The sequence below is a fragment of the Chitinophaga barathri genome (assembly GCF_003807585.1).
Lineage (GTDB): Bacteria > Bacteroidota > Bacteroidia > Chitinophagales > Chitinophagaceae > Chitinophaga > Chitinophaga barathri.
In genome coordinates this window covers 66,094-90,733 of record NZ_RMBX01000008.1, presented here as the reverse complement: position 1 = coordinate 90,733, position 24,640 = coordinate 66,094, and the positions used below count along the sequence as shown (strand labels likewise).

19 protein-coding genes are annotated in these 24,640 nt (G+C 51.1%); 9 read left to right on the top strand and 10 right to left on the bottom strand.

The window, feature by feature from the left end; translation table 11 throughout:
- Positions 1 to 40: 40 nt before the first annotated feature.
- Together EG028_RS15520 and dxs are read right to left on the bottom strand one after the other, a co-directional pair.
- Positions 41 to 1,096: a ferredoxin--NADP reductase gene (locus tag EG028_RS15520; protein WP_120517473.1), complete on the bottom strand. Its 1,056-nt coding sequence runs from the start codon at positions 1,094 to 1,096 to the stop codon at positions 41 to 43.
- A gap of 45 nt (positions 1,097 to 1,141) precedes the next feature.
- The gene (dxs, locus tag EG028_RS15515; protein WP_120517472.1) at positions 1,142 to 3,073 is read right to left on the bottom strand and encodes a 1-deoxy-D-xylulose-5-phosphate synthase; all 1,932 of its coding nucleotides are present in this window, start codon (positions 3,071 to 3,073) and stop codon (positions 1,142 to 1,144) included.
- A gap of 171 nt (positions 3,074 to 3,244) precedes the next feature.
- Here dxs and EG028_RS15510 point away from each other — a divergent pair, with 171 nt between their 5' ends.
- Positions 3,245 to 4,276, top strand: a complete 1,032-nt coding sequence (locus EG028_RS15510; protein ID WP_120517471.1) for a sensor histidine kinase — start codon at positions 3,245 to 3,247, stop codon at positions 4,274 to 4,276.
- Between the two features lie 76 nt (positions 4,277 to 4,352).
- Positions 4,353 to 5,081, top strand: coding sequence for a LytR/AlgR family response regulator transcription factor (locus EG028_RS15505; protein WP_120517470.1), 729 nt, complete (start codon positions 4,353 to 4,355; stop codon positions 5,079 to 5,081).
- Positions 5,082 to 5,603: 522 nt separating this feature from the next.
- On the opposite strand, the gene EG028_RS15500 is transcribed toward EG028_RS15505, so the two are convergent.
- Positions 5,604 to 6,365: a phosphoglycerol geranylgeranyltransferase gene (locus EG028_RS15500; RefSeq protein ID WP_120517469.1), complete on the bottom strand. Its 762-nt coding sequence runs from the start codon at positions 6,363 to 6,365 to the stop codon at positions 5,604 to 5,606.
- A gap of 275 nt (positions 6,366 to 6,640) precedes the next feature.
- Here EG028_RS15500 and EG028_RS15495 point away from each other — a divergent pair, with 275 nt between their 5' ends.
- Entirely contained in the window at positions 6,641 to 9,964 is a 3,324-nt protein-coding gene (locus EG028_RS15495; RefSeq protein WP_120517468.1) for a vitamin B12-dependent ribonucleotide reductase, read from the top strand.
- A 1,122-nt stretch (positions 9,965 to 11,086) separates the two neighbouring features.
- On the opposite strand, the gene EG028_RS15490 is transcribed toward EG028_RS15495, so the two are convergent.
- Entirely contained in the window at positions 11,087 to 11,836 is a 750-nt protein-coding gene (locus tag EG028_RS15490) for an adenine nucleotide alpha hydrolase (protein WP_120517467.1), read from the bottom strand.
- Between the two features lie 624 nt (positions 11,837 to 12,460).
- Here EG028_RS15490 and EG028_RS15485 point away from each other — a divergent pair.
- Entirely contained in the window at positions 12,461 to 12,958 is a 498-nt protein-coding gene (locus EG028_RS15485; protein WP_120517466.1) for a hypothetical protein, read from the top strand.
- A 17-nt stretch (positions 12,959 to 12,975) separates the two neighbouring features.
- Complete coding sequence (locus EG028_RS15480) at positions 12,976 to 13,476, top strand: YcxB family protein (RefSeq protein WP_120517465.1); 501 nt, start codon at positions 12,976 to 12,978, stop codon at positions 13,474 to 13,476.
- Here EG028_RS15480 and EG028_RS15475 read toward each other — a convergent pair.
- Positions 13,452 to 13,883: a GNAT family N-acetyltransferase gene (locus tag EG028_RS15475; protein WP_120517464.1), complete on the bottom strand. Its 432-nt coding sequence runs from the start codon at positions 13,881 to 13,883 to the stop codon at positions 13,452 to 13,454. The two genes, EG028_RS15480 and EG028_RS15475, sit on opposite strands and share 25 nt — an antisense overlap.
- Before the next feature lie 14 nt (positions 13,884 to 13,897).
- Positions 13,898 to 14,830, bottom strand: a complete 933-nt coding sequence (gene prs, locus EG028_RS15470) for a ribose-phosphate diphosphokinase (protein ID WP_120517463.1) — start codon at positions 14,828 to 14,830, stop codon at positions 13,898 to 13,900.
- 118 nt (positions 14,831 to 14,948) lie between these two features.
- Here prs and EG028_RS15465 point away from each other — a divergent pair, with 118 nt between their 5' ends.
- Positions 14,949 to 15,698 carry a carboxypeptidase-like regulatory domain-containing protein gene (locus EG028_RS15465; RefSeq protein WP_120517462.1) on the top strand — a complete coding sequence of 250 codons (750 nt, stop codon included), beginning with the start codon at positions 14,949 to 14,951 and terminating at the stop codon, positions 15,696 to 15,698.
- Positions 15,699 to 15,825: 127 nt separating this feature from the next.
- Here the strand turns inward: EG028_RS15465 and EG028_RS27715 are convergent, their stop codons facing one another.
- From EG028_RS27715 to EG028_RS15450, 4 genes are all read right to left on the bottom strand, one after another.
- Positions 15,826 to 15,984: a hypothetical protein gene (locus EG028_RS27715; RefSeq protein ID WP_162946539.1), complete on the bottom strand. Its 159-nt coding sequence runs from the start codon at positions 15,982 to 15,984 to the stop codon at positions 15,826 to 15,828.
- 69 nt (positions 15,985 to 16,053) lie between these two features.
- On the bottom strand, positions 16,054 to 17,379 hold the full coding sequence (locus EG028_RS15460; RefSeq protein ID WP_162946538.1) for a TolC family protein: 1,326 nt from the start codon (positions 17,377 to 17,379) through the stop codon (positions 16,054 to 16,056).
- A 43-nt stretch (positions 17,380 to 17,422) separates the two neighbouring features.
- The gene (locus EG028_RS15455; protein ID WP_120517460.1) at positions 17,423 to 20,554 is read right to left on the bottom strand and encodes an efflux RND transporter permease subunit; all 3,132 of its coding nucleotides are present in this window, start codon (positions 20,552 to 20,554) and stop codon (positions 17,423 to 17,425) included.
- Positions 20,555 to 20,603: 49 nt separating this feature from the next.
- Complete coding sequence (locus EG028_RS15450) at positions 20,604 to 21,707, bottom strand: efflux RND transporter periplasmic adaptor subunit (RefSeq protein WP_120517459.1); 1,104 nt, start codon at positions 21,705 to 21,707, stop codon at positions 20,604 to 20,606.
- A gap of 506 nt (positions 21,708 to 22,213) precedes the next feature.
- Here EG028_RS15450 and EG028_RS15445 point away from each other — a divergent pair.
- The 3 genes from EG028_RS15445 to rnc are packed head-to-tail and all read left to right on the top strand — an operon-like array spanning position 22,214 to position 24,459.
- Entirely contained in the window at positions 22,214 to 22,450 is a 237-nt protein-coding gene (locus EG028_RS15445; protein ID WP_012788038.1) for an acyl carrier protein, read from the top strand.
- A gap of 22 nt (positions 22,451 to 22,472) precedes the next feature.
- Positions 22,473 to 23,726 carry a beta-ketoacyl-ACP synthase II gene (gene fabF, locus EG028_RS15440; protein WP_120517458.1) on the top strand — a complete coding sequence of 418 codons (1,254 nt, stop codon included), beginning with the start codon at positions 22,473 to 22,475 and terminating at the stop codon, positions 23,724 to 23,726.
- The gene (rnc, locus tag EG028_RS15435; RefSeq protein ID WP_120517457.1) at positions 23,692 to 24,459 is read left to right on the top strand and encodes a ribonuclease III; all 768 of its coding nucleotides are present in this window, start codon (positions 23,692 to 23,694) and stop codon (positions 24,457 to 24,459) included. Before fabF ends, rnc begins: the two co-directional genes overlap by 35 nt.
- Positions 24,460 to 24,640: the final 181 nt, after the last annotated feature.

The following is a 24,640-nucleotide window of genomic DNA, read 5'->3' as shown; positions in this document are numbered from 1 at the left end:
GTTTCAGGACAAATTTGTTTGATGCCTGTTGCCGGGTAGATCACCATTCAAGCGTCACCTCATCGCTTTGCGCATACCCTGTGCAGGTGAGCACAAGCCCTTTGGCCAGCTCTTTTTCCGTAAGTACTTCGTTTACAGACATCCAGACCTTCCCGCCCGTGCAGGTGGCGATACAGGAGCCGCAAACGCCGCCCTTACAGCTGTACGGCAGTTGTACGTGTTGTCTTAAAGCGGCATGCAGGATACTTTCGTTGCCCGGTACGGCCAGTATCTGTATGTTCCCCTGGTGTTTTAAATGCACCTGTTTCAGCGTGGTATCCTGCGGGATCTGTACGCGCGCAATTTTTGCCTCGGTGTTCACGACGAAATTTTCTTTACGCAGCTGATCTTCGCGGAAGCCCATGAAAGTAAGTGTGAACTGTGCCATCCGCATATATTCCGCCGGCCCGCAGATGTAAAACCCGGCCAGCTCGCGTGGGTATTGCAGGTGTTTCGGCGCGATCATTTCCAGCAGGCTGTTGCTCATCCTGCGGTATACGCCCGTGGTATTCGCGGGGTCGCTGAACAGCCATACGATGGTGAAACGGTCCGGGAAGCGGGATTGCAGCGCAAGGATGCGCTCGCGGAAGATTGTGTTCTTTTCATCGCGGTTGCTGTAGATGAGCGTGATGTGGGCGGCTTTCTCCACATGTAATGCCTGCTGAAGGATGGAAAACAGTGGCGTGATGCCGCTGCCGGCGCCCAGCATCACGATGTCCCTTTGGGTATCCGGCGCACTGTCCAGCGTAAAACGGCCCGAGGGCAGGAGGGAAGTGATCTCGTCACCCACCATCCAGGTGCGGAGGATGTAGCGTGATATTTCCCCGTTGGCGATCCGTTTGACGGTCACCGCCAGGAAATCGTCTATCCCGGGTGTGGAGCTGAGGGAATAGGAGCGGCGGTATTCCGTGCCATGCAGCTGTACGAGAAAAGTGAGGAACTGCCCGGCCTGGTATTTTACCGGTTTTCCATCGGCGCTTTCAAGATGGTACGTGAAGGTATCCGGTGTTTCCGGAATGATGCGGGTAATGCGTAGTTGTATGTAGAGGTCGCGCATGGTAGATAGCGTCCCGGAACGAAAGCCCCGGGACGTATACGGCCTTTATAAGCTGGAGTGAACGGTTATTTTACTGCCGAGCATTTCGCGCACGGCTGAAGCGATGGCAGTGGCGTCGTAACCTGCTTCGCGTTGCAGCTCGGTGGGTTTGCCATGTTCGATCAGGCGGTCCGGGATGCCGAGGCGTTTGATCTCCGCTTTGTAATCATTGTCTGCCATAAATTCCAGCACCGCGCTGCCGAAGCCGCCCTGGAGCGCACCGTCTTCAACGGTGATCACACGGTCATAACGCTGGAAGACATCATGCAGCATTTCTGTATCGAGCGGTTTCACGAACCGCATGTCGTAATGCGCGGGTTGCAGGCCGTCCGTCATCAGTTCTTTCATGGCCTCGGTCACAAAGTTGCCCGGGTGGCCGATGGAAAGAATAGCAACGTCCCTGCCGTCCTGGATCTTGCGGCCGGTGCCCACTTTTATCTGGGCGAATGGCCTGCGCCAGTCGGGCATTACGCCTTCGCCGCGCGGGTAACGTATTACAAAAGGAGATTTGTTAGAGGGAAGCTGCGCGGAGTACATCAGGTTGCGGAGCTCTTCTTCGTTCATGGGCGCGCTGATGACCATGTTCGGAATACAGCGCATGTAAGGGATATCGTAAGCGCCGTGGTGGGTGGCGCCGTCTTCCCCTACCAGGCCCGCACGGTCCAGGCAGAATATCACGGGCAGGTTCTGGATGGCCACATCGTGCACCACCTGGTCGTAAGCCCGTTGCATAAAAGAAGAGTAAATGTTGCAGAATACGGTCATGCCCTGCGTGGCAAGCCCCGCGGAGAGTGTAACGGCGTGCTGCTCGCAGATGCCGACATCTATCGCGCGGTCCGGCATTTTCTCCATCATCCATTTGAGGGAGGAGCCGGAAGGCATGGCGGGCGTGATGCCCATGATGGTTTTATTCAGTTCGGCCAGCTCAATGATGGTATGGCCGAAAACGTCCTGGTATTTAGGCGGCTGAGGCGTTTCGATAACCTTTTTGAAGATCTCGCCGGTGATCTTGTCGAACAGGCCGGGAGCGTGCCATTTGGTCTGGTCCTTTTCAGCCAGCGCATATCCTTTGCCTTTGGTGGTGTTGATATGCAGCAGTTTGGGCCCGGGAATGTCCCGAAGGTCCTGGAGGGTGTCCACCAGTTTGGTGATATTATGACCGTCGATCGCGCCAAAGTAGCGCAGGTTGAGGCTTTCGAACAGGTTACTGGATTTGGACACCATGCCTTTTACGCTGGCTTCGAGTTTGGAAGCCATGTCCCTGGTGAAGTTTTTACCGACGGGCAGCTTCCCCAGCAGGTTCCATACGTCGTCGCGGAACTTGTTGTAGGTATGGGAAGTGGTGATGTCTGTCAGGTATTCTTTCAGGGCGCCCACGTTCGGGTCTATGGACATGCAGTTGTCGTTCAGGATGATCAGCAGGTTGGCATTGGACACGCCGGCGTGATTGAGCGCTTCAAAAGCCATCCCGGCGGTCATGGCGCCGTCTCCGATCACGGCAATGTGCTGCCGGTCGTGCTCGCCTTTATTTTTGGAGGCAATGGCCATGCCCAGCGCCGCGCCGATGGAGGTGCTGGAGTGGCCTACCCCGAAAGTGTCATATTCGCTTTCGCCGCGGTTGGGGAAACCGCTGATGCCTTTATATTTCCGGTTCGTATGGAACACGTTTTTCCTGCCGGTGAGGATCTTATGCCCGTAAGCCTGGTGGCCTACGTCCCACACCAGCTGGTCGTAAGGCGTATTAAATGCATAATGCAGCGCTACGGTAAGCTCCACCACACCCAGGCTGGCCCCAAAGTGGCCGCCATGCACGCTCACTACGTCAATAATGAACTGGCGCAACTCATCGCACACCTGGTGCAGTTGTTCCTTGCTCAATTTTCGCAGATCAGACGGGTATTCGATCTGGCTCAGTAATTGACCGGCCGTAATTTCCATATCAGCATTAGGGTTTAATGCCCAAAAATACAAGTTTTTACGCTTATTCCGAGGCCTCCCATTTAAACGCCTGTACAACCATTGATAAAAATTGGGTTCCCCGCCTGTTGGGCAGTCGGTATTTTTGAACTGATGCGGAGTTTATCGCAAGACTTTGCTAACTTTTCATGAATGTTTAAACGCATATCAAAATATTGGTGGTGCCAGATACTCGGGTGGGGAGCTAATGCCTTTCTTTTCTTGTTCTTCGGCTTTTTTTTCTACCAGATCGACGGCACGCAGGTGCTGTACATCCTTTCCTATTCAATATTGGGCATACTCGTAACACATGCTTTCAGAGCAGTTATCGTCAAATACAAATGGATCGAGAAGCCCTTTGAAAACGTGGCGATCTACTTTTTCTTCGGTATTCTCGTATGTTCGATCCTTGATTCGTTCCTCCTGGCCTGCATTTCACACTTTATCCTGCCGGCCCCGCCGGAGGGCGACTTTAAGGACAGCTGGCTGAGGGCTTTCTTTTCCCAGACGATGTTCATGGCCCTTTGGGCCGGGATCTATTTCCTCTGGCATTATGTGGAAGAGAGCCGCAACTCCCAGGTGGGCCAGCTGAAACTGGAAGCCACCGTGCGCACGCTGGAGCTGAAAACGATCAAAAGCCAGCTGAACCCGCACTTCATTTTCAATGCGTTGAACAGCATCCGGGCGCTGGTGGACGAAAATCCCCGCCGCGCGCGCACCGCCATCACAGAGCTCAGCAATATCCTGCGGAACTCCATGCAGGCGGACAAAGCCGAGACGGTGAGCCTGGAAAACGAACTGAGCATCGTAAAAGATTATCTTGCATTAGAGAATATCCGGTTTGAAGAGCGGCTGAAAGTGCAGTACGACATAGATCCGGAAACGCTGGAGCTGCCCGTACCGCCGCTGATGTTGCAGACCCTGGTGGAAAACGCCATCAAACACGGCATTTCAAGGGAAGTGAACGGGGGGCTGATACTGATAGGCTCGCATGTGCACGATATGCGCCACGAGATCACGATCCGGAACACGGGGCAGATCGTCGAAGATCTGAACGGCAACGGATTTGGCCTGGCAAGTACCCGGCAGCGCCTGGGCATCCTGTTTGGCAAAAGAGCATCTTTCGAGATCTATAACCTGGATAATGCAATGGTGGAGGCCAAAGTGCTGATGCCTATACTCTAACCATCTGAATTTCAGTATATTTAAGGCGTCTTTTGGACGAAAAACTCATCATCAACCGAAAAAGACAGACTGTATCATGAAAAAAGCATTGATCATAGACGATGAACGACTGGCCAGGAGCGAGCTCAAGAAGCTGCTGGCGGACCACCCGGAGATAGTGGTGGTTGGGGAAGCGGTGAATGCGAAAGACGGCATGGAAAAGATAGAATCGCTGCGGCCGGACCTCCTGTTCCTGGATATCCAGATGCCGGACAAGACCGGTTTTGACCTGCTGGCCGAGCTGGAAAGAACGCCCCAGGTGATCTTTACCACCGCGTACGATGAATATGCCCTCAAAGCATTCGAATATAACGCGCTGGATTACCTGCTGAAGCCCATAGAGCCCAAACGCCTGGCGGACGCGATCCACAAGCTGCACCAGGTGGACGAAAAAGAACGCCTTGCAGCCGCATCCGGTATCCGCAACATTCTCGGTGAAAACGACCAGGTGTTTGTAAAAGACGGGGACCGCTGCTGGTTTGTAAAACTGCAGGAGATCCGCCTGTTTGAAAGCGTGGGCAACTATGCCCGGGTGTATTTCGAAACAAACAAACCCCTGATCCTGAAATCGCTGAATGCGCTGGAGGAAAGGCTGGACGAACGGGTGTTTTTCCGGGCAAACCGCAAGCATATTGTGAACCTCCGTATGATAGAAAGGATAGACACCTACTTCAACGGCGGGCTGCTGCTGGAGATGCGTGGCGGTGAAAAGATAGAGGTGAGCCGCAGGCAGGCGGTGAAATTCAAGGAAATGATGAGCCTCTGAGCAAAGAGGCTGGATATACCTGTAAACCGGATTGACGGATACGGGAAAAGAAATATAAACGTACCTGGAAAAGGGGGGAGGCGGTGGTCTTTCCCCTTTTTATTTTAGCGGCGGGCTATGCGAAGAAGCTTTGCTGTGGCGGGGTTTCAACAAAAAAGAAGGGCTATCCTGAAAAGAACAGCCCGTTAAATTATGCTTATGAAAAAAGGCCATAATGGCCATAAAGACACACATGCCTTTATTGCCACCTGGCGGCGGATATAGATTACTAGCCCGATTATAAGATTTACTGGAATATGGAAGGTTGTGTAAACAAAAGGATGAAAATGCTGCTATATACCTGGGTTTCCCGTCTCTATTCACGATGCTCACCGCACGTTAGGGGGTGCCGGTAAAAAATACTGGTTGGTTTAAATCATGCACAAGATATGCAACCTCTGCAATTATTTTAGCACTTTCTTGCAGCCTGGCAATAAATTTTTTTGACAGGTATAACAGGCAGGGATAAGAAGCGGGAGGAGGTTAACGCGAGGCCTTAACCGGCGCGCTGTGTACGGCTTCCGCGATCTCGCGGATCAGTGATATATCTTTTTCGATGGCGTTGCCAACCACAATGATGTCTGCGCCGGCTTTACAATTAAGATAGGCTTTTTCCGCATCGCGGATGCCGCCACCTACGATCACAGGTACTTCCACCTGGCTGGCCACGCGGTGTATCATGGATTCGGTGATGGGCTTGCGCGCTCCGCTGCCGGCGTCCATATAGATCACCTTCAGGCCGAGCATATCGCCCGCCATGGCGGTACACATGGCAATATCGTCTTTGTCCGCGGGGATGGGCGTTGCGTTGCTGATGTAGGAAACAGTGGTAGGAGCGCCGCCGTCTATCACCATATAACCCGTGGAAATCACTTCCAGGCCGCTCTTTTTAACAGCGGCGGCTGAAACCACGTGCTGGCCGATGAGCATATCCGCATTACGGCCGGAGATCATGGAGAGATACAGCAAAGCATCGGCATACCGCGATACCTGCGACGGGCTGCCGGGGAATAATATCACCGGAATTGAGCAGGTAGCCTTGATCTGCTGAACCACCTCATCGAGATGGTTGGTGATCACAAGACTTCCTCCCAAGAAAATATAATCAACCTTTGCTTCAGTGCATTTGGCAGTCAGATCAGCTATCCCGGTAGGCGTAACCTTGTCAGGGTCTATCAGAACTGCGAATGACTTTATACCTTTTGCCTTTCTCTCGATAAAGGAACTGTATATTTTTCTGTACATTAATTTTGCATTGTTCCGGTTGAGGCAAATGTATAAATTTTTTTCTAATAAGGCACAGGGTGAAATAAATATGCATGGTATTGATTTTGCAACTGATTTGAGGTTAAATGGACCCTTTTAAGGAGCCTAACAGCAGTAGTTTGTTAATACGCCCTTATGCACAGGCTGTGGATAAGACTAATTGGCATAAAAAACATTTAAAATTATTTTAGTAATCCCACTCCAAAGTGATACTCGGAATCAATTTTGTTTAATCCTGTTAAAATCTCCAGGGCATGAAAAATCAAGTTAATAAGGCTGGCGGTCTGGCGTTTTCCCGTCACTTTACCCGCGAAGGTGTTAGCCCATACGATCAGTTTGAATATGACATGCGCACGTCCATCATCCGCAACCCGGGCGGGGATGTTGTGTTTGAAATGAACAATGTTGAAGTGCCGAAGGCATGGTCCCAGATAGCCACGGACATCCTGGCTCAGAAATACTTCCGGAAAGCCGGCGTACCGCAGCCGGATGGCTCCTCAGGCCGTGAAACCTCCGTGAAACAGGTGGTTCACCGCATGGCGAACTGCTGGCGGGTCTGGGGCGAAAAATATGGTTATTTCGCATCCTCCTCCGATGCGCAGGTGTTTTACGAAGAGCTTGCTTATTGTATGCTGAACCAGGCCTGTGTGCCCAATTCCCCCCAGTGGTTCAATACGGGCCTTCATGAAAGTTATGGCATCAAAGGAAAGCCCCAGGGGCATTATTACGTGGAACAGAAGACCGGCAAACTCGAAAAATCCACCTCCGCATACGAAAGACCGCAGCCCCACGCCTGTTTTATCCTCAGCGTGAGCGACGACCTGGTGAACGATGGCGGTATCATGGACCTCTGGGTACGCGAGGCCCGCATCTTTAAATACGGCTCCGGGGTGGGCACGAACTTCTCCCACATCCGCGGGGAGGGCGAAAAGCTCAGCGGCGGCGGTACCTCCAGCGGCCTGATGAGTTTCCTCAAAATAGGCGACAGGGCAGCCGGCGCCATCAAATCCGGCGGCACTACCCGCAGGGCGGCCAAAATGGTCTGCCTGGACCTGGATCACCCCGAAATACTGGACTTTATCAACTGGAAGGTGGAAGAGGAAAAAAAGGTGGGCGCCCTGATCGCCGCCGGTTATTCCTCCGATTACGAAGGCGATGCCTACCGCACCGTTTCCGGCCAGAATTCCAACAATTCCGTGCGTATCCCGAACAGTTTCTTCCATGCCCTGGAAGCAGACACGGACTGGGAGCTGAAAGCCCGTATGAACGGGAAAGTGATGAAAACCGTGAAAGCCGCGGACCTCTGGAACCAGATCGCCTATGCGGCCTGGCGCTGCGCGGACCCCGGCACGCAATACGATACCACCATCAACGAATGGCATACCTGCCCCCAGGGCGGCCGCATCAACGCGTCCAACCCCTGCTCCGAATACATGTTCCTGGACAATACGGCCTGTAACCTGGCTTCCGTAAACCTTCGCCGCTTCTTCGACGACGAAAAAAGCCTGTTCGACGTTCCGGGATTTGAATACACCGTAAGACTGTGGACCACCGTGCTGGAGATCTCCGTGCTCATGGCCCAGTTCCCCTCCAAAGAAGTGGCGCAGCTCAGCTACGAATACCGTACGCTGGGCCTGGGATATGCAAACCTTGGCTCCATGCTCATGGTAAGCGGTATTGCTTACGACAGCGAAGAGGCCAGGGGCATTGCAGGCGCCATCACGGCCATTATGACCGGCGTGTCCTATAAAACCTCGGCCGAAATAGCCGCGCACCTCGGCGCTTTCCCGAAATACGAGGAGAATAAGGAAGACATGCTGCGCGTAATGCGCAACCACCGTGCGGCTGCTTATGATGCCGCCGAAGCCTACGAAGGGATCGAAATAAAGCCCCAGGGCATCAACGCGAGATATTGCCCCGATTACCTGCTGAAAGCGGCTACAAAAGCCTGGGACGACGCTGTAAAGCTGGGAGAAAAACACGGCTACCGCAACGCGCAGGCCACCGTGATAGCCCCCACCGGCACTATCGGGCTGGTGATGGACTGCGATACCACCGGCGTAGAGCCCGATTTTGCCCTGGTGAAGTTCAAAAAACTCTCCGGCGGCGGTTATTTCAAGATCATCAATCAATCCATTCCTTCCGCGCTGAAGCACCTGGGATATAAAGAAAATGAAGTCAGGGCGATCGTGGATTATGCTAAAGGCACGGGCAGCTTTGCCGGCGCGCCTTACATCAACCCGCAGAGCCTGAGCGAAAAAGGATTTATCGCGGAAGAGATCAAAAAGCTGGACACAGCTGTGGCATCTTCTTTCGATATCGCCTTTGTGTTCAACGTATACACCCTGGGCGAGGAATGCCTCCAAAGGCTCGGATTTAAGCCCGAACAGTATTTCAGCCTGGAATTCAGCCTGCTGCACGAACTGGGCTTTACAGACGAGCAGATGGATGCCGCAAACGACTACGTATGCGGCACCATGACCGTGGAAGGCGCTCCTTACCTCAAAGATGCCCACCTTTCCGTGTTCGACTGTGCTAATAAATGCGGCAAAAAAGGAGAAAGGTACATTCATGCCCACGGCCACATCCGCATGATGGGAGCCGCGCAGCCGTTCATTTCCGGTGCCATCTCCAAAACCATCAACCTGCCGAATGAAGCGGTGGTGGAAGAAATAGCAGACGCATACAAGCTGAGCTGGGAACTGGGCCTCAAAGCCTGCGCGCTTTACCGCGACGGCTCCAAGCTGAGCCAGCCGCTGAGCAACAAAAGCGACAAAAAGAAAAAATCCGCCGACACCACAGAGCCCGTGGCAGAAGCTGCCGGCCAGATCATCGAGATGAACAAACTCACGATCGATGAGCTGCTGGAAGAGCTGAATAAACGTATGATCGCCAGTTCGGATACCTCGCTGAAACGCGCGCTGTCCCGCATTGTGGAAAGAAAAACACTGCCCGGGAAACGCCGCGGATTCACGCAGAAAGCGAAAGTGGGCGGCCAACCGATATTCCTGCGCACCGGCGAATACAACGACGGAACACTCGGGGAGATCTTTATAGACCTGGCCAAGGAAGGCTCCACGCTGCGCAGCCTGATGAACTGCTTCGCGATAGCGGTGTCCGTAGGTTTACAGTACGGCGTGCCGCTGGAAGAGTTCGTGGACAAGTTCGTATTCACGCGTTTTGAGCCCGCCGGTATGGTGGATCACCCGAATATCAAGTCGTCCACATCGCTGATCGATTACATTTTCAGGGTGCTGGGTTATGAATACCTGGGAAGGACGGATCTCGTGCACATCCTTGATGCACCGGGCAATACGGGAGAAGAAGAGTGGGACGAACCGGTGGTGAAACCCGAATTATCCAATGTGCGTGTGATGGGAAACACTTCCGGAGCAACCGGGCCGAAGCCTGTAAAACCTCAACCCGTAGCGGCTTCCAGCGGGGAGAGCAGCACACAGGATTATATGCGCAGCATGCAAAGCGATGCACCTGCCTGTAACACCTGCGGGCACATCACCGTGCGTTCAGGAACCTGTTACAAATGCCTGAATTGCGGTAACAGCATGGGTTGCAGCTGATCGGGCAGGATGGAAAAAAGAAGGTTCTTTAAAAGCAGTTAACAAGTTTTGTGAAAAAAGCGGAAACGGACGGTCCGCTGAAATCTGCGGTGGTATTGGGTTTGTAGCGATCGGAAAGACAAGAAACTTTGTTAATTATTTGTTATTCAGGTTTAAAAATTTCAAATAAAGTTAACATAGATATACCTTTGTATACAAATAGGGTTTTCATAGGATAGTAACAAATTGAGGGCGCTTTTCTAAGTGCCCTTTTTCTTTTTAACCCTTTCCCACAAAGGGTTTCAGCAAAACCTTCATTTCCATTCATTTTAACTGGAACAAATGCCGTGCAAAATAATTGCAACGCTTTTTCTTTCTTCCTTTAAAATTTCTCAGAACAGGTTGACAGGCAGGATTACGTAAAAATACGTATGCGTTTTTTCCGCATCGCCGGGATACTTTGCGCATATTTTTCGCGCCGTCAAGAAAATATCGATTTGGGAGAGGATAGTATCTTTTGCCTTTATTTGTTTTCAGATAGGGCGTTAACAATTGTTTCAAAGCAAATATTTCTGAAACCAGGGAGGCCCGCAGTGTCATAAGAAATGTAAACAACGGATTTGCAGCGGTTTAATTTTTTCAAACATAAGAAGATTGCTGTCAATGGCAGTCCGGATGCACTCAAAAGTTAACCGCAATCACCCTCACCCGATAAGTTTAGTGCCCTGATCCTTCGTTAATTAACAAAAAGCCGTGTTTTCATTAACAAATCACCGGCCTATGGCAAAACCGATTTAGCCCGACACATACTTTTTTATTCGAATTCGTTTAAAAAATGGTCTTTCATTTTTAAATTATTCATTTATGAGGGCAAATTTTGCGGTTTTTGAATATTAAAATGAAACCGATTGTAGTTATTTAATTTATTTTATATTTGTTAAAGTATTAATTTTTTATATGGTTACTGTCCTATGAAAAACCAAATATTCCTACACCGCGAGAATCTTCTTGCACAGTAAATGACTCTCGAAAGCAATGGATTATTCCATTGCTTTTGTTCTTTTATAGAGATTTTGTGCCGAAAATGCGGATTTAAGCCCCGAAAGGGCGGTCTTAGCATAAATGCATTCCTGATTAACCCTGCTAAGCCGGCAAAAGGTCGCAGAAATAAAAACGGGTATCCCAGTGGCCGGTTTCTTCCTCCTTCAAATCGTTATCACCATCATCTTTATAACAATTGCCGCCCTGGTTCGCCGCTGGGGAATAAACCCGCTCCACCGTTTCGCCGATGGTAAAAGGTACGGGCGAGGCAAACAAAGGGCCGTCAAACACAAAACTGTGGAATTCGCCGTTCTCTCCGCAGGGGTCCACTCCCGGGGGCAGATCGGCGAGGAAGGTTTCATCTATTACCCGCCCGGCAAAGGAAGCCGGCAAATATTTCGCATTTACGCATACGATCACCGCTTTGAAGCCCGCAGCAATAAAATCCCGTACAAGGGTGGCGCTATCCCGCTTCCAGAGTGGAAATACACCTTCCATACCCGCCTGGGCCAGCTGGGTTTCCCGGTAGGCGCGGAGGTCTTCCAGGAAAATGTCGCCGAACACGGCGTACCGTATCCCTGAAGCATGGAATCCTTCCAGCGCTTCGTGCATGATGTGGTTGTAATCTTCCATGGAAGCATGTTCCGGCAAATAGGCCTTTTTGACGGGCAGTCCTGTGAGCCTTGCCTGCTCGTCCAGCAGCTCTTCCCGCACTCCATGCATGGACACCCGCCGGAAAGGCCCGCTCAGGGTGGTGAACAGGTGCCGTACCCGGTAACCGGGCGCCTGTTGAAGCTGCCAGAGGGCAAATGCGGCGTCTTTACCGCCGCTCCAGTTGATATATGCATCCATTTGCGGTAAAATTACGCAATGCCCTGCTCATCAGGCCGGTCTTTTTATGTCGTTTTTAATCCAATAGCTGGCATAAATGCCATCGTAACCCTATCTTTCTGCCAACTAACCTTCTTCTCAACGTTATCTTAAAGCTATGACCAGGCTATGTATCCGCCCGGATAAAGTAATTATAAGTCAGTTATAAAGCATAGTTAAGGCATAGATAAGGCATATCTTATAGATATGCCTTATCTATGGGATATATATGGGATATCTATGGGACATATATGCCTTATCCCTACTCTGAGATAGTACCAGTAAGGCTTTACGGCAATTGTTAGATAAAGGTATCTCTGCAGGGCGCCTGAAATGAGCCATGTTTATTTAATCATTGTATTGATTATCATTGTTTTATCCCAACTTTTGGTCAAGCGGAGGATTGGTTTAGGGGGAGCAGCAGAGCCAGGGGAAAATAATTTTGTGGAAACCTGCAACTTTTGAATCTAATGGTCGTCTTTTTAAGGTAGGCCATACGATTTGTACCTGGATATGTGCAGTTTGTACCGCAGAAGTACCTATTCGTCAATTCGGCGTAAAATATCTCAGTTATTTTGTATTTTTAGGTCATTAAATCTTACCCGTATGAAAAAGCTGTTGTTCATGTTGCTACTGGGTACAGTCACAACCGCTGCAGCGTTCGCCCATAATGGCGATAAAGGCGACAAAACAAATAACAACGGTGATAAGCCGGACAAGGGCGCCAAAGCCAAAACCACTACGAGGGTAGAGGATTTTATTTGGGGGCTGCCACAGTCGTCTTCCAAGGTTGAAAAAGTAGAAGAGGCCGATATGCAAAAGGCTATAGTTGATCTCTATAAATGGTATTTACAGAACGAAACCCGCGTAAACAGCAATACTCCCATGAAAGGGGACGATGGCCAGGATGTGGTGGCTCCGTTTAAAGTAGATCCCAAGGTCCTTCAGCAATACCTGAAATTCATCAAAAAGAACTTCCCCGGTCTCAACGAGGACGATCTCAATGATAAACGCAACGTAACATCTTCCGTACGTAAAAACAATGCGCCCGTATCCACCTGTGATGACCTGGATACACCAATGTCTTTGACCGCTTCAAAATAATTTCGTAAGTTCGTTGAATGCATTTACTACAGTTCACCTACAATAAGGAAGAGGTTATTAATGCATTACGATTTCACTTTCTCCGCCGGGGCGAAATCAAAGTATTTCGCAATACCCTCATCATCTTACTGATCGCCACCATTACGGGTTTCCTGTTCAGGGTAGTGAATTTTAATGCCCTGCTCGGCATCTGCGCCATGATGGTGGTCGTAGGCTGGGCTTTCTGGTATTTATTACCCGTTTCAACCTACAACAAAGCCGCTACTTTTAAGGATAATATCCGCCTCCGTTACAATGAAGAAGGCATGGCCATTTCTACCGGCCAGGGAGAACGCAGTATGCCCTGGAAAATCTTTTCCCAGATCATCGAAACGAGGAATTTCTTTTTTATTTACCGCGATAAAAGGACTTTTTTCCTGATTCCCACCAGCGCTTTTGAAAATGAAGAAGCGCGCAACGGTTTCAGCGCGCTGATGCAATCCACTTTTAAGGATTACAGCCGTTTGAACATTTCATAATGCGGGATATTCACTTCTGTAAATTCTTCCCCGCGTACTTCGTATCCATTTTTTACATAAAACGGCACCGCTTCCCTGCGGGCATGCATCATTAATTCGGAGAATCCGCCGGCGCGGGCCTGTTCTTCAGCAAAGGCGAGTATCCGGCTGCCTGCACCGGTTTTCTGGAGGGTATTATCTACCGCCATCTGCCTGAGCTGCACAGTTTGTTCATCCACCGGGCTGAGTATGCAGCAGCCGACGATCTTCGTTTCTTCAAACCCGCCAATCAGCACATCTGTTATTTCCTGTTGCAGGTATTCGGGGGAAAACGTGAGCCCCAGCGGGCGGCGTAATATTTTATCCCGCAGCTCCACCATATCGTGGTAATCGCAGCTGCCGTATTCTATGGTTCGTATCGTAAGCATGCCGTAAAATTAACTCACATCGGGATGTTCTGGAAATAATCGAGTATCAGCGGGGCTACGGACTTCACTTCCAGGAAAGGGTCGTTGATCCCCAGGGCATTGGGATGCGTGTCCGTACACACCAGTTTTTCCACGATGCCGCTGTCCCTGATCTTCTCAAACCCGTTGCCCGCAAAGATGCCATGGGTGGTGATGACAGCAATGCTGCCGGCGCCGGCTTCCCGGTAGGCCGCGGCCGCCTGGAGCAGCGAGCCGCCGGTGCGGATCATATCGTCGTAAATGATTACCAGCTGGTCCTGCACATTGGCGCTGATGGCGGTAATATCCGTTTCCTCGCCGGAAAGGCGTTTTTTGAATACAAAAGCGGCGGATACATGGAGGTCGTTCGCCAGGGATTCCACCCATTTGGCGCGCCCCGCGTCCGTACTGGCCATTACAAACGGCCGCCCCTGCGCGATTTCGAGGGCCGCATCCTGCACGAAGGTTTTCCCGTAAAGATGCACCGGGCGCACATTGCTTTCAAAATAATATGAAATCCCGTCCACATGCAGGTCTATGAGTATCACCCTGGTGCCCATGGAAGTGGTGGGGAGGGCGGAGAAAAGGAGCGCACGGTTCTTGGCTTTCACGATTTCGCCGTATTTTACAGCCCTTTCCATGGTAGAGTAGCCAAAATAGGGGATTACAAGGCTGATGCCGGCCGCCCCGTTCTGGATACAGCCATTGGCAATGTCGAAGAGCTCGAGTGTTTCCTTATCGTCTATTGTGCCGCCGATGAGCACCGCTTCTTTTCCGCTAACGTTGCTGGTTATACGATGGTAATGTTCCCCGTCCGGGAAGTCCCGGATGGTCATTGCCCCGTCTTCCCAATCCGCCGGCGCGATGCTGAGAATGCGTTCTTTCAGGTACAGGTAACGTTGGGTGCAGAAAAGTATCTTTCGGGCCATGGCGCAGTATTTGGGTGATATTTACCGAATTTAGGCAAATCCATGGATTGGGTAGCTTGTGTGATAAATATTTTTAACGTTTCTTTTGAATCGGGAACGCTAATTTTGATTGAATAGTATGAAGCATGTTCTGATTAGATACGCAGTAGCACTGGCCTTGTTGATAATACCAGGTTTGCAGAAAGCCGCCGCCCAGGTACGCCTGATGGGGATGGTGACCGATGCGGACACCCGTACGGGCCTGCCGTCTGTCAGTATCTGGAATAAACGCACCAGTATGGGGACCGTAAGCAACGAGTCTGGCCGTTATTACATCGAAGGCCTGCCCGGAGATACCATCGAATTTACCATGATCAGTTACATCCGTACGCAGGTCGTTGTCCCGGGTATTTCCAGCACCAAAAATGTGGAGATGAAACGGCAGATCTTCGGGCTGCAGGGGGTGAATATCCGCGGCCGCATCTATAAATCGGATTCGCTGGCCATGCGTGATGAATATGAAAAATACTTCGGCTACAAACGCCCCGGCGCGCTGGATGTGCTCAAAACGCTGCCCTCCAACCCGATAACGGCATTAAGTTACCTCATCCCCAGCAAAGCCCGCAGGCGCAAGGAAGCATTCGGGGAACAGCTGAAATACTGGGAAGAGGAAAAACATATCGATCACCGCTATAATCCCGAGCTGGTGCAACGTATGACCAAACTGGAAAGCCCCGAGCTGGACTCTTTTATGTTGCGTTACCGGCCTTCTTATAATTTCCTGCTCAGCGCGTCGGAATACGACCTGATGTTATTTATCAAACAGGCGTTTGAGAAATACCAGAAGCAGCATGGGATATTACCGAAAGACACCACTCCTTCACAATGATAATATCATTTCTTTTATTGGTCCCAGCCGTTAGTTAAAACTATGCACTTTAGTGCAAGGGCTTTAGTCATGCGGGAAAATCTACCACAGAACTGACCTTGTTTGGGGCGTCATTGTGAAAAGGTCGTCATTGCGAGGAGCCGCGGGGATCTGTGCAGGAGCCGCGACGAAGCAATCTCCAGATATTAGAGTACATCCATTCGATGAAGGAGATGGCTTCGTCGCCCCACCCGCTTTGGCGCTGCTGCTCCTCAATGACGGCTTTGCGCCAGCTTGGGGCACTCATGTTGAGGATCAGCATCGAAGCAGGACCTTATCCGGATTCCAAACCTCTGCACTGAAAATGCAGAGTATTTTATTTCAGCAACGATCCTTTTAACCGGTGCAATTCCGTTTCCGCTACTTTGGTATTGTACCTTGCCTGGATGAGCCTGTAGGAAGCCAGTTCAAGGCTTTGCTGGGCTTCTTTCACTTCCAGTGTGGTGGACACGCCCTGCCTGAAACGCTCCAGCGCCACCATGGTATTTTCACGCGCAAGGTCCACACTTTCCTGTTCCAGCGTCAAAGCCATTTTATAATATTCATAATCCTTGAACGCATTCGTCAGCAGCAGGTTCACCTGCGACTGTGTATTGTCAACGGACAGCTGCTGATAGGCAATATCGAGTTTGGCCTGTTTCAGCGCGCGGTGCGCGTTGAGCCCGTTGAAGATGGGCACGGTAGCGGAGAAGCCGTAGTTGAAGCCCCTGTTCTGGTTAAAGATGGGGCTGAACTGGTTGATGGCCGCGCTGGCATTGGATTGTGAGAAGTTGTATGCCGAGTTGAATGCGATCACGGGATAAAATTCACCTTTTCTTTCTTTCAGCACCAGCCTTGATATCTCAAGGTTCTGGCGGGCTACCTGCATTTGCGGGTTGGTATTCGGCAGGTTCTCCAGGATCTCGCCGTAAGAAATAGCGAGGTTCACGGGAATGCTGTCGTTCACGTCATAATTGAGATTACCGTCCGCAATGCCCAGCAATTGGTTCAGCGAGGCCTTGCTCTGTTCGATGGCGGTTTGCTGCCGGAGCCAGTTGGCGCGCTGTGCGTTGTAATCCACTTTGGCCTGCAGCCAGTCCGTTTTGGGCGCGAGGCCGGTCTGGAACTTGGCGTCCGAGAGTTTCACCCTTTCGTCCGAAATGCTCATCTGCTCAGCGAGGGCGCGCAGCTGTTGTTTTTGCTGGGAGATGTTGTAATAACTGTTGATGATATTCGCGATGGAATTTTCCACCTGGTTTTTTACACTCAGCTCACCCAGTATTTCGATGGCCTGGAAACGCTGGCGTGTGGCGAACATCTTCAAACCGTCAAACAACGTCCAGTTGAGGTTTACAGCGGCCTGCAACTGCCTGTTTTTGATACCGCTGGTATCTCTTTTGGTGCCGTTGCCAAACTCCTGTTTGGTAGCGGTGTTCGTCCAGATGTTGGAAGCGGTGCCGTTCAGGCGTGGTGCAAAAGCGAAGATCGCATATGCGTTGTCGTTGGCTGCCACTTCCGCGTCGTTGCGGGCCAGCCGTATATCGAAGTTATTCTTTAAACCCAGGTCTATCGCCTGCTCCAGCGTAAGCACCTGCTGTGCTTTGGCGCTTACGGCCAGCTGAAGAAAGAATATCCCCGTCAATAATTTTCTGTTCAATTTCATTTTATTCAATTTACCGTTTCCCGTTTCGGGGAGCGATTGATTCTTATGCGTGAGATGCAGCGGCTGCTGCTTCCGGTGATTCCTGCTCCTGCGTTTCTTCATCAGACCCGCTGTTTTTTCCCCTGCGGCTCAGGTAGGTATAGATCGCGGGGATCACATACAGCGTGAGCACGAGCGAGAACATGATGCCGCCCACGATTACGATACCCAGTGGTATACGGCTGGTAGACGCCGCGCCAAGGCTCATCGCAATGGGCAATGCGCCCAGTGCCATTGCCAGGCTCGTCATGAGGATCGGGCGGAGACGCATGACGGAACCGTCCACCGCAGCCTGTGTTTTGTGTTTGCCCGCATCGCGCATATGGTTGGCGAACTCCACGATCAGGATACCGTTCTTTGTTACAAGACCTATCAACATGATCACCCCGATCTGGGAGAAGATGTTCCAGGTTTGCCCGAACAGTTTCAGTGAAAGGAAGGCGCCCGCAAACGCCATAGGCACGGTAAGCATGATGATGAAGGGATCCACCCAGCTTTCGAACTGCGCGGCCAGTACGAGATAGATCAGCACCAGCGCCAGCAACAGCGCGAACATGGTATTGGAGCCGCTCTCCGCATAGTCGCGGCTGGAGCCGCTGAGCGCGGTGGCGAACGATTCGTCTATTACGCCTTCTTTCTGAAGTTTCTGGTAAATGCCGTTCATGGCATCGATGCCGTCGCCGATGGTTTTGCCGGGGGCAAGACCCGCGGAGATAGTGGCCGATTTCATACGGTTATAGTGGTAAATAACCGGCGGGCTGGTTTCTTCCTGCATGGTCACAAGGTTGTCCAGCTGGATGGCCTCGCCGCGGGTATTACGTACATAGATGCTTTGCAGGTCAATAGGATCATCCCTGTCCGAGCGGAACACCTGGCCCATTACCTGGTATTGTTTACCGTTCCTGATGAAATACCCGAAGCGGCGGTTGCTCAGCGCCAATTGCAGGGTAGAAGAAATATCCGCTACAGAAACGCCCAGCTCGCTTGCTTTTGCGCGGTTGATGGAGATGCGCAGCTCCGGTTTATTAAATTTCAGGTCGATGTCCACACCCTGGAATACAGGGTTGGAGCTTGCTTCTTCCAGGAATTTAGGCACGGCGGCAGAGAGTTTTTCAAAGTTTACGTTTTGCAGCACAAATGCTACGGGGAGACCGCCACGGCGGCCTACCTGGATGGTTTGTTGTTCGATGGCGAATACCTTGCCCGCGGGGAAGCGGTACATATTTCGGTTCACCATGTTCACGATATCCTTTTGCGAACGGGTCCTGTCGTGCGGCTCGGGGAGTGTCACAAAAGAGAAGGCGGTATTCACGGAGCCCGCACCGGAGAAGCCCGGGGCAGTTACGGAAAGTATTACTTTCTTTTCAGGGATGGAATCGATCAGGAAGTCTACCAGGCCGGTCACATACTTGTCCATGGCATCGTAAGCGGTGCCTTCAGGTGTGGTGACGGACAGGCGGAATGTGCTGCGGTCTTCCACCGGCGCCAATTCTGATTGCAGGTTGCTGAACAGGAAATAGATCATGGCCAGACAGCCGGCGATCACTACAAATGCCATCCAGCGGGCTTTCATGAAAGCTTCCAGCGAACGTTTGTAGCCGTTTTCCATGCCGCTGAAGAAAGGCTCTGTCTTTTCGTAGAACCAGGAATGTTTATGCGTTTTGCGCGCAAGTTTTACGTTCAGTACCGGCGTAAGCGTAAGTGATACAAATGCGGAGATCAATACGGCGCCAGCCACCACTATCCCGAATTCCCGGAACAGGCTTCCCACGAAGCCCTGTAAGAAGATGATGGGAAGGAATACGAAAGCCAGCGTAATGGATGTGGCGATCACCGCAAAAAATATCTCTTCCGATCCTTCTTTGGCGGCGCGCATCTTGGGCATGCCCGCTTCGATCTTTTTATAGATGTTCTCCGTTACCACGATGCCGTCATCCACCACAAGCCCGGTGGCGAGTACGATCGCCAGCAGCGTGAGGATGTTGATGGTAAAGCCGCAGACGTACATGATGAAGAACGCTCCGATCAGCGACACGGGAATGTCCACGATAGGGCGGAGCGCCATCAGCCAGTCGCGGAAGAAGAGGTAAACGATCAGGATCACCAGCGTGAGGGCGATAATGAGCGTTTCCTGTACTTCAAGGATACTTTTTTTGATGAAGGCGGTATTGTCCATCGCGATGTTCAGCGTGTAGTCGTCCGGTATTTCCTTCTTCAGGTCTTCATATCTTTTATAGAACTCCTCGGAGATCGCAACGTAGTTGGAGCCTGGCTGCGGGATCAATGCCAGCGCGATCTGCGGGATGTTGGATTCTTTCAGCTGCGTTTCCTCATTCTCAGGCCCCAGCACTGCCTGGCCAACGTCGCGGAGGTGGATCTCGGCTCCGTTCACGTTTTTGATAATGAGGCCGTTGAATTCCTCTTCCGTATCGAGGCGGCCGAAGGTGCGCACGGTGAGTTCAGTGGCGTTGCCGGCGATCTTACCGGAAGGAAGCTCCACGTTCTCCCGCGCCAGTGCATCCTGCACGTCGCCGGGAGTAAGGCTGTAGGCGGAAAGGCGGGAAGGATCCAGCCAGATACGCATGGCGTATTTTTTTTCACCCCATATCTGGATGGCGCTCACGCCGGGAATGGTCTGTAATTTTTCCAGCAGTACGTTGGTGGCGTATTCCGTGATCTCCAGCTGGTTGTGCGTGTTGCTCTGCACGGTCATGGAGATGATCGCATCGGAGTTGGCGTCCGCCTTGGATACCACGGGCGGTGCTTCCAGGTCCTGCGGGAGGTTCCGCTGGGCCTGGCTCACTTTATCGCGCACGTCGTTTGTGGCGGCTTCGAGGTCTTCGCCCAGTTCAAACTCCACGGTGATATTGCTGCTGCCCTGGCTGCTGAGGGAAGAGATGTTTTTGATACCGGCTACACCGTTGATGGCCTTTTCGAGCACCTCGGTGATCTGGGTTTCGATAATGTCAGAGTTGGCGCCCGGGTAGGAGGTGCGCACGTTCACAACGGGAGGGTCGATGGCGGGAAAGTCGCGCACACCCAGGAAGGTGAAACCCACGAGGCCGAAGATCACTATGATGATGTTCATCACAATGGCTAATACAGGCCGTTTGAGGGATATGGAAGGTAAACTCATGATAATGTCTGTTAGCGTTAATCAATGATCGTTGCACAAAGTCAACGCACTACTGCACCTTATTATATTTAAACGGCATACCGGGCTTGAGCTGCAATATACCGGTAGTGATAACGGTGTCGCCCACCTGCAATCCGTCCGTGATCTGCACGCTGCTTTCGTTCCGGATGCCGGTTTCCACGTTTACGAATCTTGCTTTCCCGCTGTCCGCCACGATCACCTGTTTGAAACGGGTGCCGGGGATCACTGCCTGAGAGGGTATCATGATGGCATTCGGATTATCTTTCAGCTGTATGGTCGTTTTGGCGAAAGACCCGGGGAACAGCCGGCCTGTAGGGTTGGGCACGAGGGCGCGGATCTTCACGCTGCGGGTGGCCAGGTCTATCTTGGGATCTATTGCATAAATGCTGCCACGGTATTTAACAGTATCGCCGGCCACGGTAAAGGTAACAGGGTCACCTTTATGGATAGCGTTCTTATATTTCTCCGGGGATGCAAAATCGATTTTCAGGGGGTCCAGCTGTTGCAGGGTGGTCATGATGGTGGTAGGGCCCACAATGGCGCCTTCACTCACATTACGCAGGCCGAGGGTACCGCTGAAGGGCGCCCTGATCTCTGTTTTCTGCAACTGGGCACGGTTGTATTCAATATCGGCAGAGTAGGCGCTCACCTGGTTGCTGGTTACGTCCACATCCTGCTGGCTGATACCGTTGATCTTCAGCAGCTGTTGCTGGCGGGAGAGGGTGGTTTTGGCCAGTTGCTGCTGCAGCTCCAGTTTACGAATCTGTGCAAGGATGTCCCCGTCATATAGCTTGATCAGCAGGGTGCCTTTGCCCACTTTTACGCCTTCTTTAAAATAAATATTGGTGATGCGCCCGGTGATTTCGGGTTTCAGTTCCACCTCTTCGTTGCTCTGGAGGGTACCGCTGGCTTCGATGTTTTCATCAAGTTTGATAGGGTTCACTACATAGGCATCAACGAGTATAGGTCTTCCGGCACCACCCCTGGCGGCTCCGGCTCCGCCCGCGCCAACTGTTGCTGCTGCTGCGGGTTCTTTAGGATTGTTGCTTTTTGCTGCCAGCTTATATATAAAAAAGCCGGCGACTGCCAGTACGAGGAATAACAGAACGAGTCTAGTGGTCTTATTTCGCATGTTTCAAATGAGTATAATATGTTTAACTATTGCCGGTTTGCCGTGTCAGAAGCCAATATCTGCCCGGGTTAGTGTTCTGGTGGGCCTGCTTAATGCAAGTTACGTGATTTCATAACCGGACAAATATAATAGTTGGACGTTAAGCCGTTCCCGTTCCGGTTTTAAATGTGGTTAAGTGGTGGTATAAAAGGTTGAATGGTCAACTTGTATGTCATAACACTTAAATGGTATATAACGGGTAATTGGAGTGCGTTGCGGCTGTTGTACATCATATATAATGGTATAAGGGAGTATAAAAGGAGGTATAAAACGTAAAAAGACATGAGCGATTTCATGTATATGGAATCGGCTGGAACCTGCCAAGGGCGTGTTAAATGCAGGAATTACAAGGGTGTCGGAGATGTTAGTAAATTGGAAATTCTGGGTTAAAATTGACTGATATCCTTGGCAATTGAATAAAAATTATATTTTTGCAGTCAAGTTTTAAACCAAAAACACTTAAAATTATGTCAGACATTGCATCAAGAGTTAAAAAGATCATTATTGACAAATTAGGCGTTGACGAGGCCGAGGTAACTCCTGAAGCCAGCTTCACCAACGACTTAGGCGCTGACTCTTTGGATACGGTAGAACTGATCATGGAATTCGAAAAAGAATTCAACATCTCCATTCCTGACGAACAAGCAGAAACTATCACCACTGTTGGCCAGGCAGTAGCTTACCTGGAAGAACACGTAAAATAATCCAACAATCAGAACTGTTTTAATGCAACCAAGACGAGTAGTCGTTACAGGTTTAGGCGCGCTGACACCGCTCGGCAATTCCGTTGATGCCTTCTGGCAGGGATTGGCGAACGGTGTATCCGGCGCTGATTATATCAAGCAGTTTGATGCTTCCAAATTCAAAACCCGTTTTGCCTGCGAGCTGAAAGACTTTGATCCTGCACAGTACATGGACAGGAAGGATGCGCGCAAGATGGACCCTTTCACACAAACAGCCGTCATTGCAGCCGACCAGGCTGTGGCAGATGCCAAAATTGACCGGAATTCTGTGGATGTGGACCGGGTGGGTGTTATTTGGGGCACAGGTGTTGGAGGGATGATCAACTTCACAAATGAGTTAAAGGAATTTCACGCCGGGGACGGTACCCCGCGTTTCAGTCCTTTCCTGATCACCCGCCTGATCCTGGATATAGCCGCGGGGCATATATCCATGCGTCATGGTTTCAGAGGCCCTAACTTTTCGGTAGTATCGGCATGTGCCTCCGCTACCAACGCCATAATAGAAGCCATGTACACCATCCGCTACGGTAAGGCGGACATGATCATTACCGGCGGATCGGAAAACATCATCAATGAACCCTGTGTTGGCGGGTTTAACGCCATGAAGGCATTGAGCGAGCGTAATGACGATCCGAAAACAGCTTCCAGGCCCTTTGACCTGGACCGCGACGGGTTTGTAATGGGAGAGGGCGCCGGCGCTTTGGTGCTGGAAAGCTACGAACATGCAATGGCCCGCGGTGCAAAGATCTATGTTGAGCTCGCCGGCGGCGGCGCCACAGCAGATGCACATCACATCACCGCCCCCCACCCCGAAGGGCTGGGAGCGCTGAATGTCATGAAAGCGGCCTTAAAAGACGCCAACCTGCAAGCGGAAGATATAGATTACATCAACGTTCACGGAACCTCCACCCCGCTTGGTGATATCGCGGAGGTGAAGGCCATTCAGCAAGTATTCGGTGAAGCTGCATACAAACTGAATATCAGCTCCACCAAATCCATGACCGGGCATCTGCTCGGAGCAGCCGGTGCTGTGGAGAGCATTACCATCATCAAGAGCATATTGGAAGGCCTTGTGCCCCCCACTATCAACCACTTCACGGACGATCCCCAACTGGATGCCAGGTTGAACTTTACCTTTAACGTAGCACAAAAAAGACAAGTAAGAGCAGCCCTGAGTAATACCTTCGGGTTCGGCGGGCATAATGCTTCTGTTATTTTCAAAACATTTGTTCCTTGACTGTGTGAAAATATTTCCAGGATTCTTATATAAGATCATCTACGGGAAAAGGCGCTTGTACAAAGACCTTTACAATTTACTCGGATTTCATCCGGGTAACTTGTCGTTGTATGAAGTAGCCCTTAGCCACCGCTCCAGCAAAGAGAAATTCCTTGAAAGCAACGAGCGCCTGGAATACCTCGGCGATGCCATCCTGGGCGCCATCATCGGCGACTATCTCTTCAAAAAGTACCCCTACAAAACGGAAGGTTATCTCACAGAAATGCGTTCTAAGATCGTGAACCGCCAGCAGCTCAATGATATCGCCATCAAAATGGGCCTGCGCAAACTCACCATCTACGACAAATACAACTCCTTTCTCAAGATCAGCCAGATATTCGGTAATACCCTCGAAGCCCTCGTGGGCGCCGTGTACCTGGACCGCGGGTATAACCAGACCAAACAGTTTGTACACAAACGTATCCTCGTACCCTACATAGACCTGGAGGCGCTGGAAACCGTGGAAATGAACCACAAGAACAAACTCTATGGCTGGGCTAACAAAAACGGCAAAACGCTGGAGTTTGAACTGATCGAAGAGCAAATGGACAACGGCCGCCGCATCTTCACCGTGGGCGCCATGCTCAACGGGGAGCTGATCTGCACCGGCAAGGCCTTTAATAAAAAGGACGCCAGCCAGATCGCCGCCTCCCAGGCGATAGAACTGCTGGGCATCGGCGCAGATGACAAATAACCCATCACTTTTTATTGCGCTTTACAAAGTACTTCCACTACCCGACACCTGGCGGCCAGCGCAGTCTCAGCTTCTCTTCAAAATTGAATGCCTGTTATGCTGAAACGATTCCCTTAAATGCTTTGCAGTATTATGTTTCAGCAGATCATTCCAGCTTCAGGATTACTTCAAATTTAGCGTC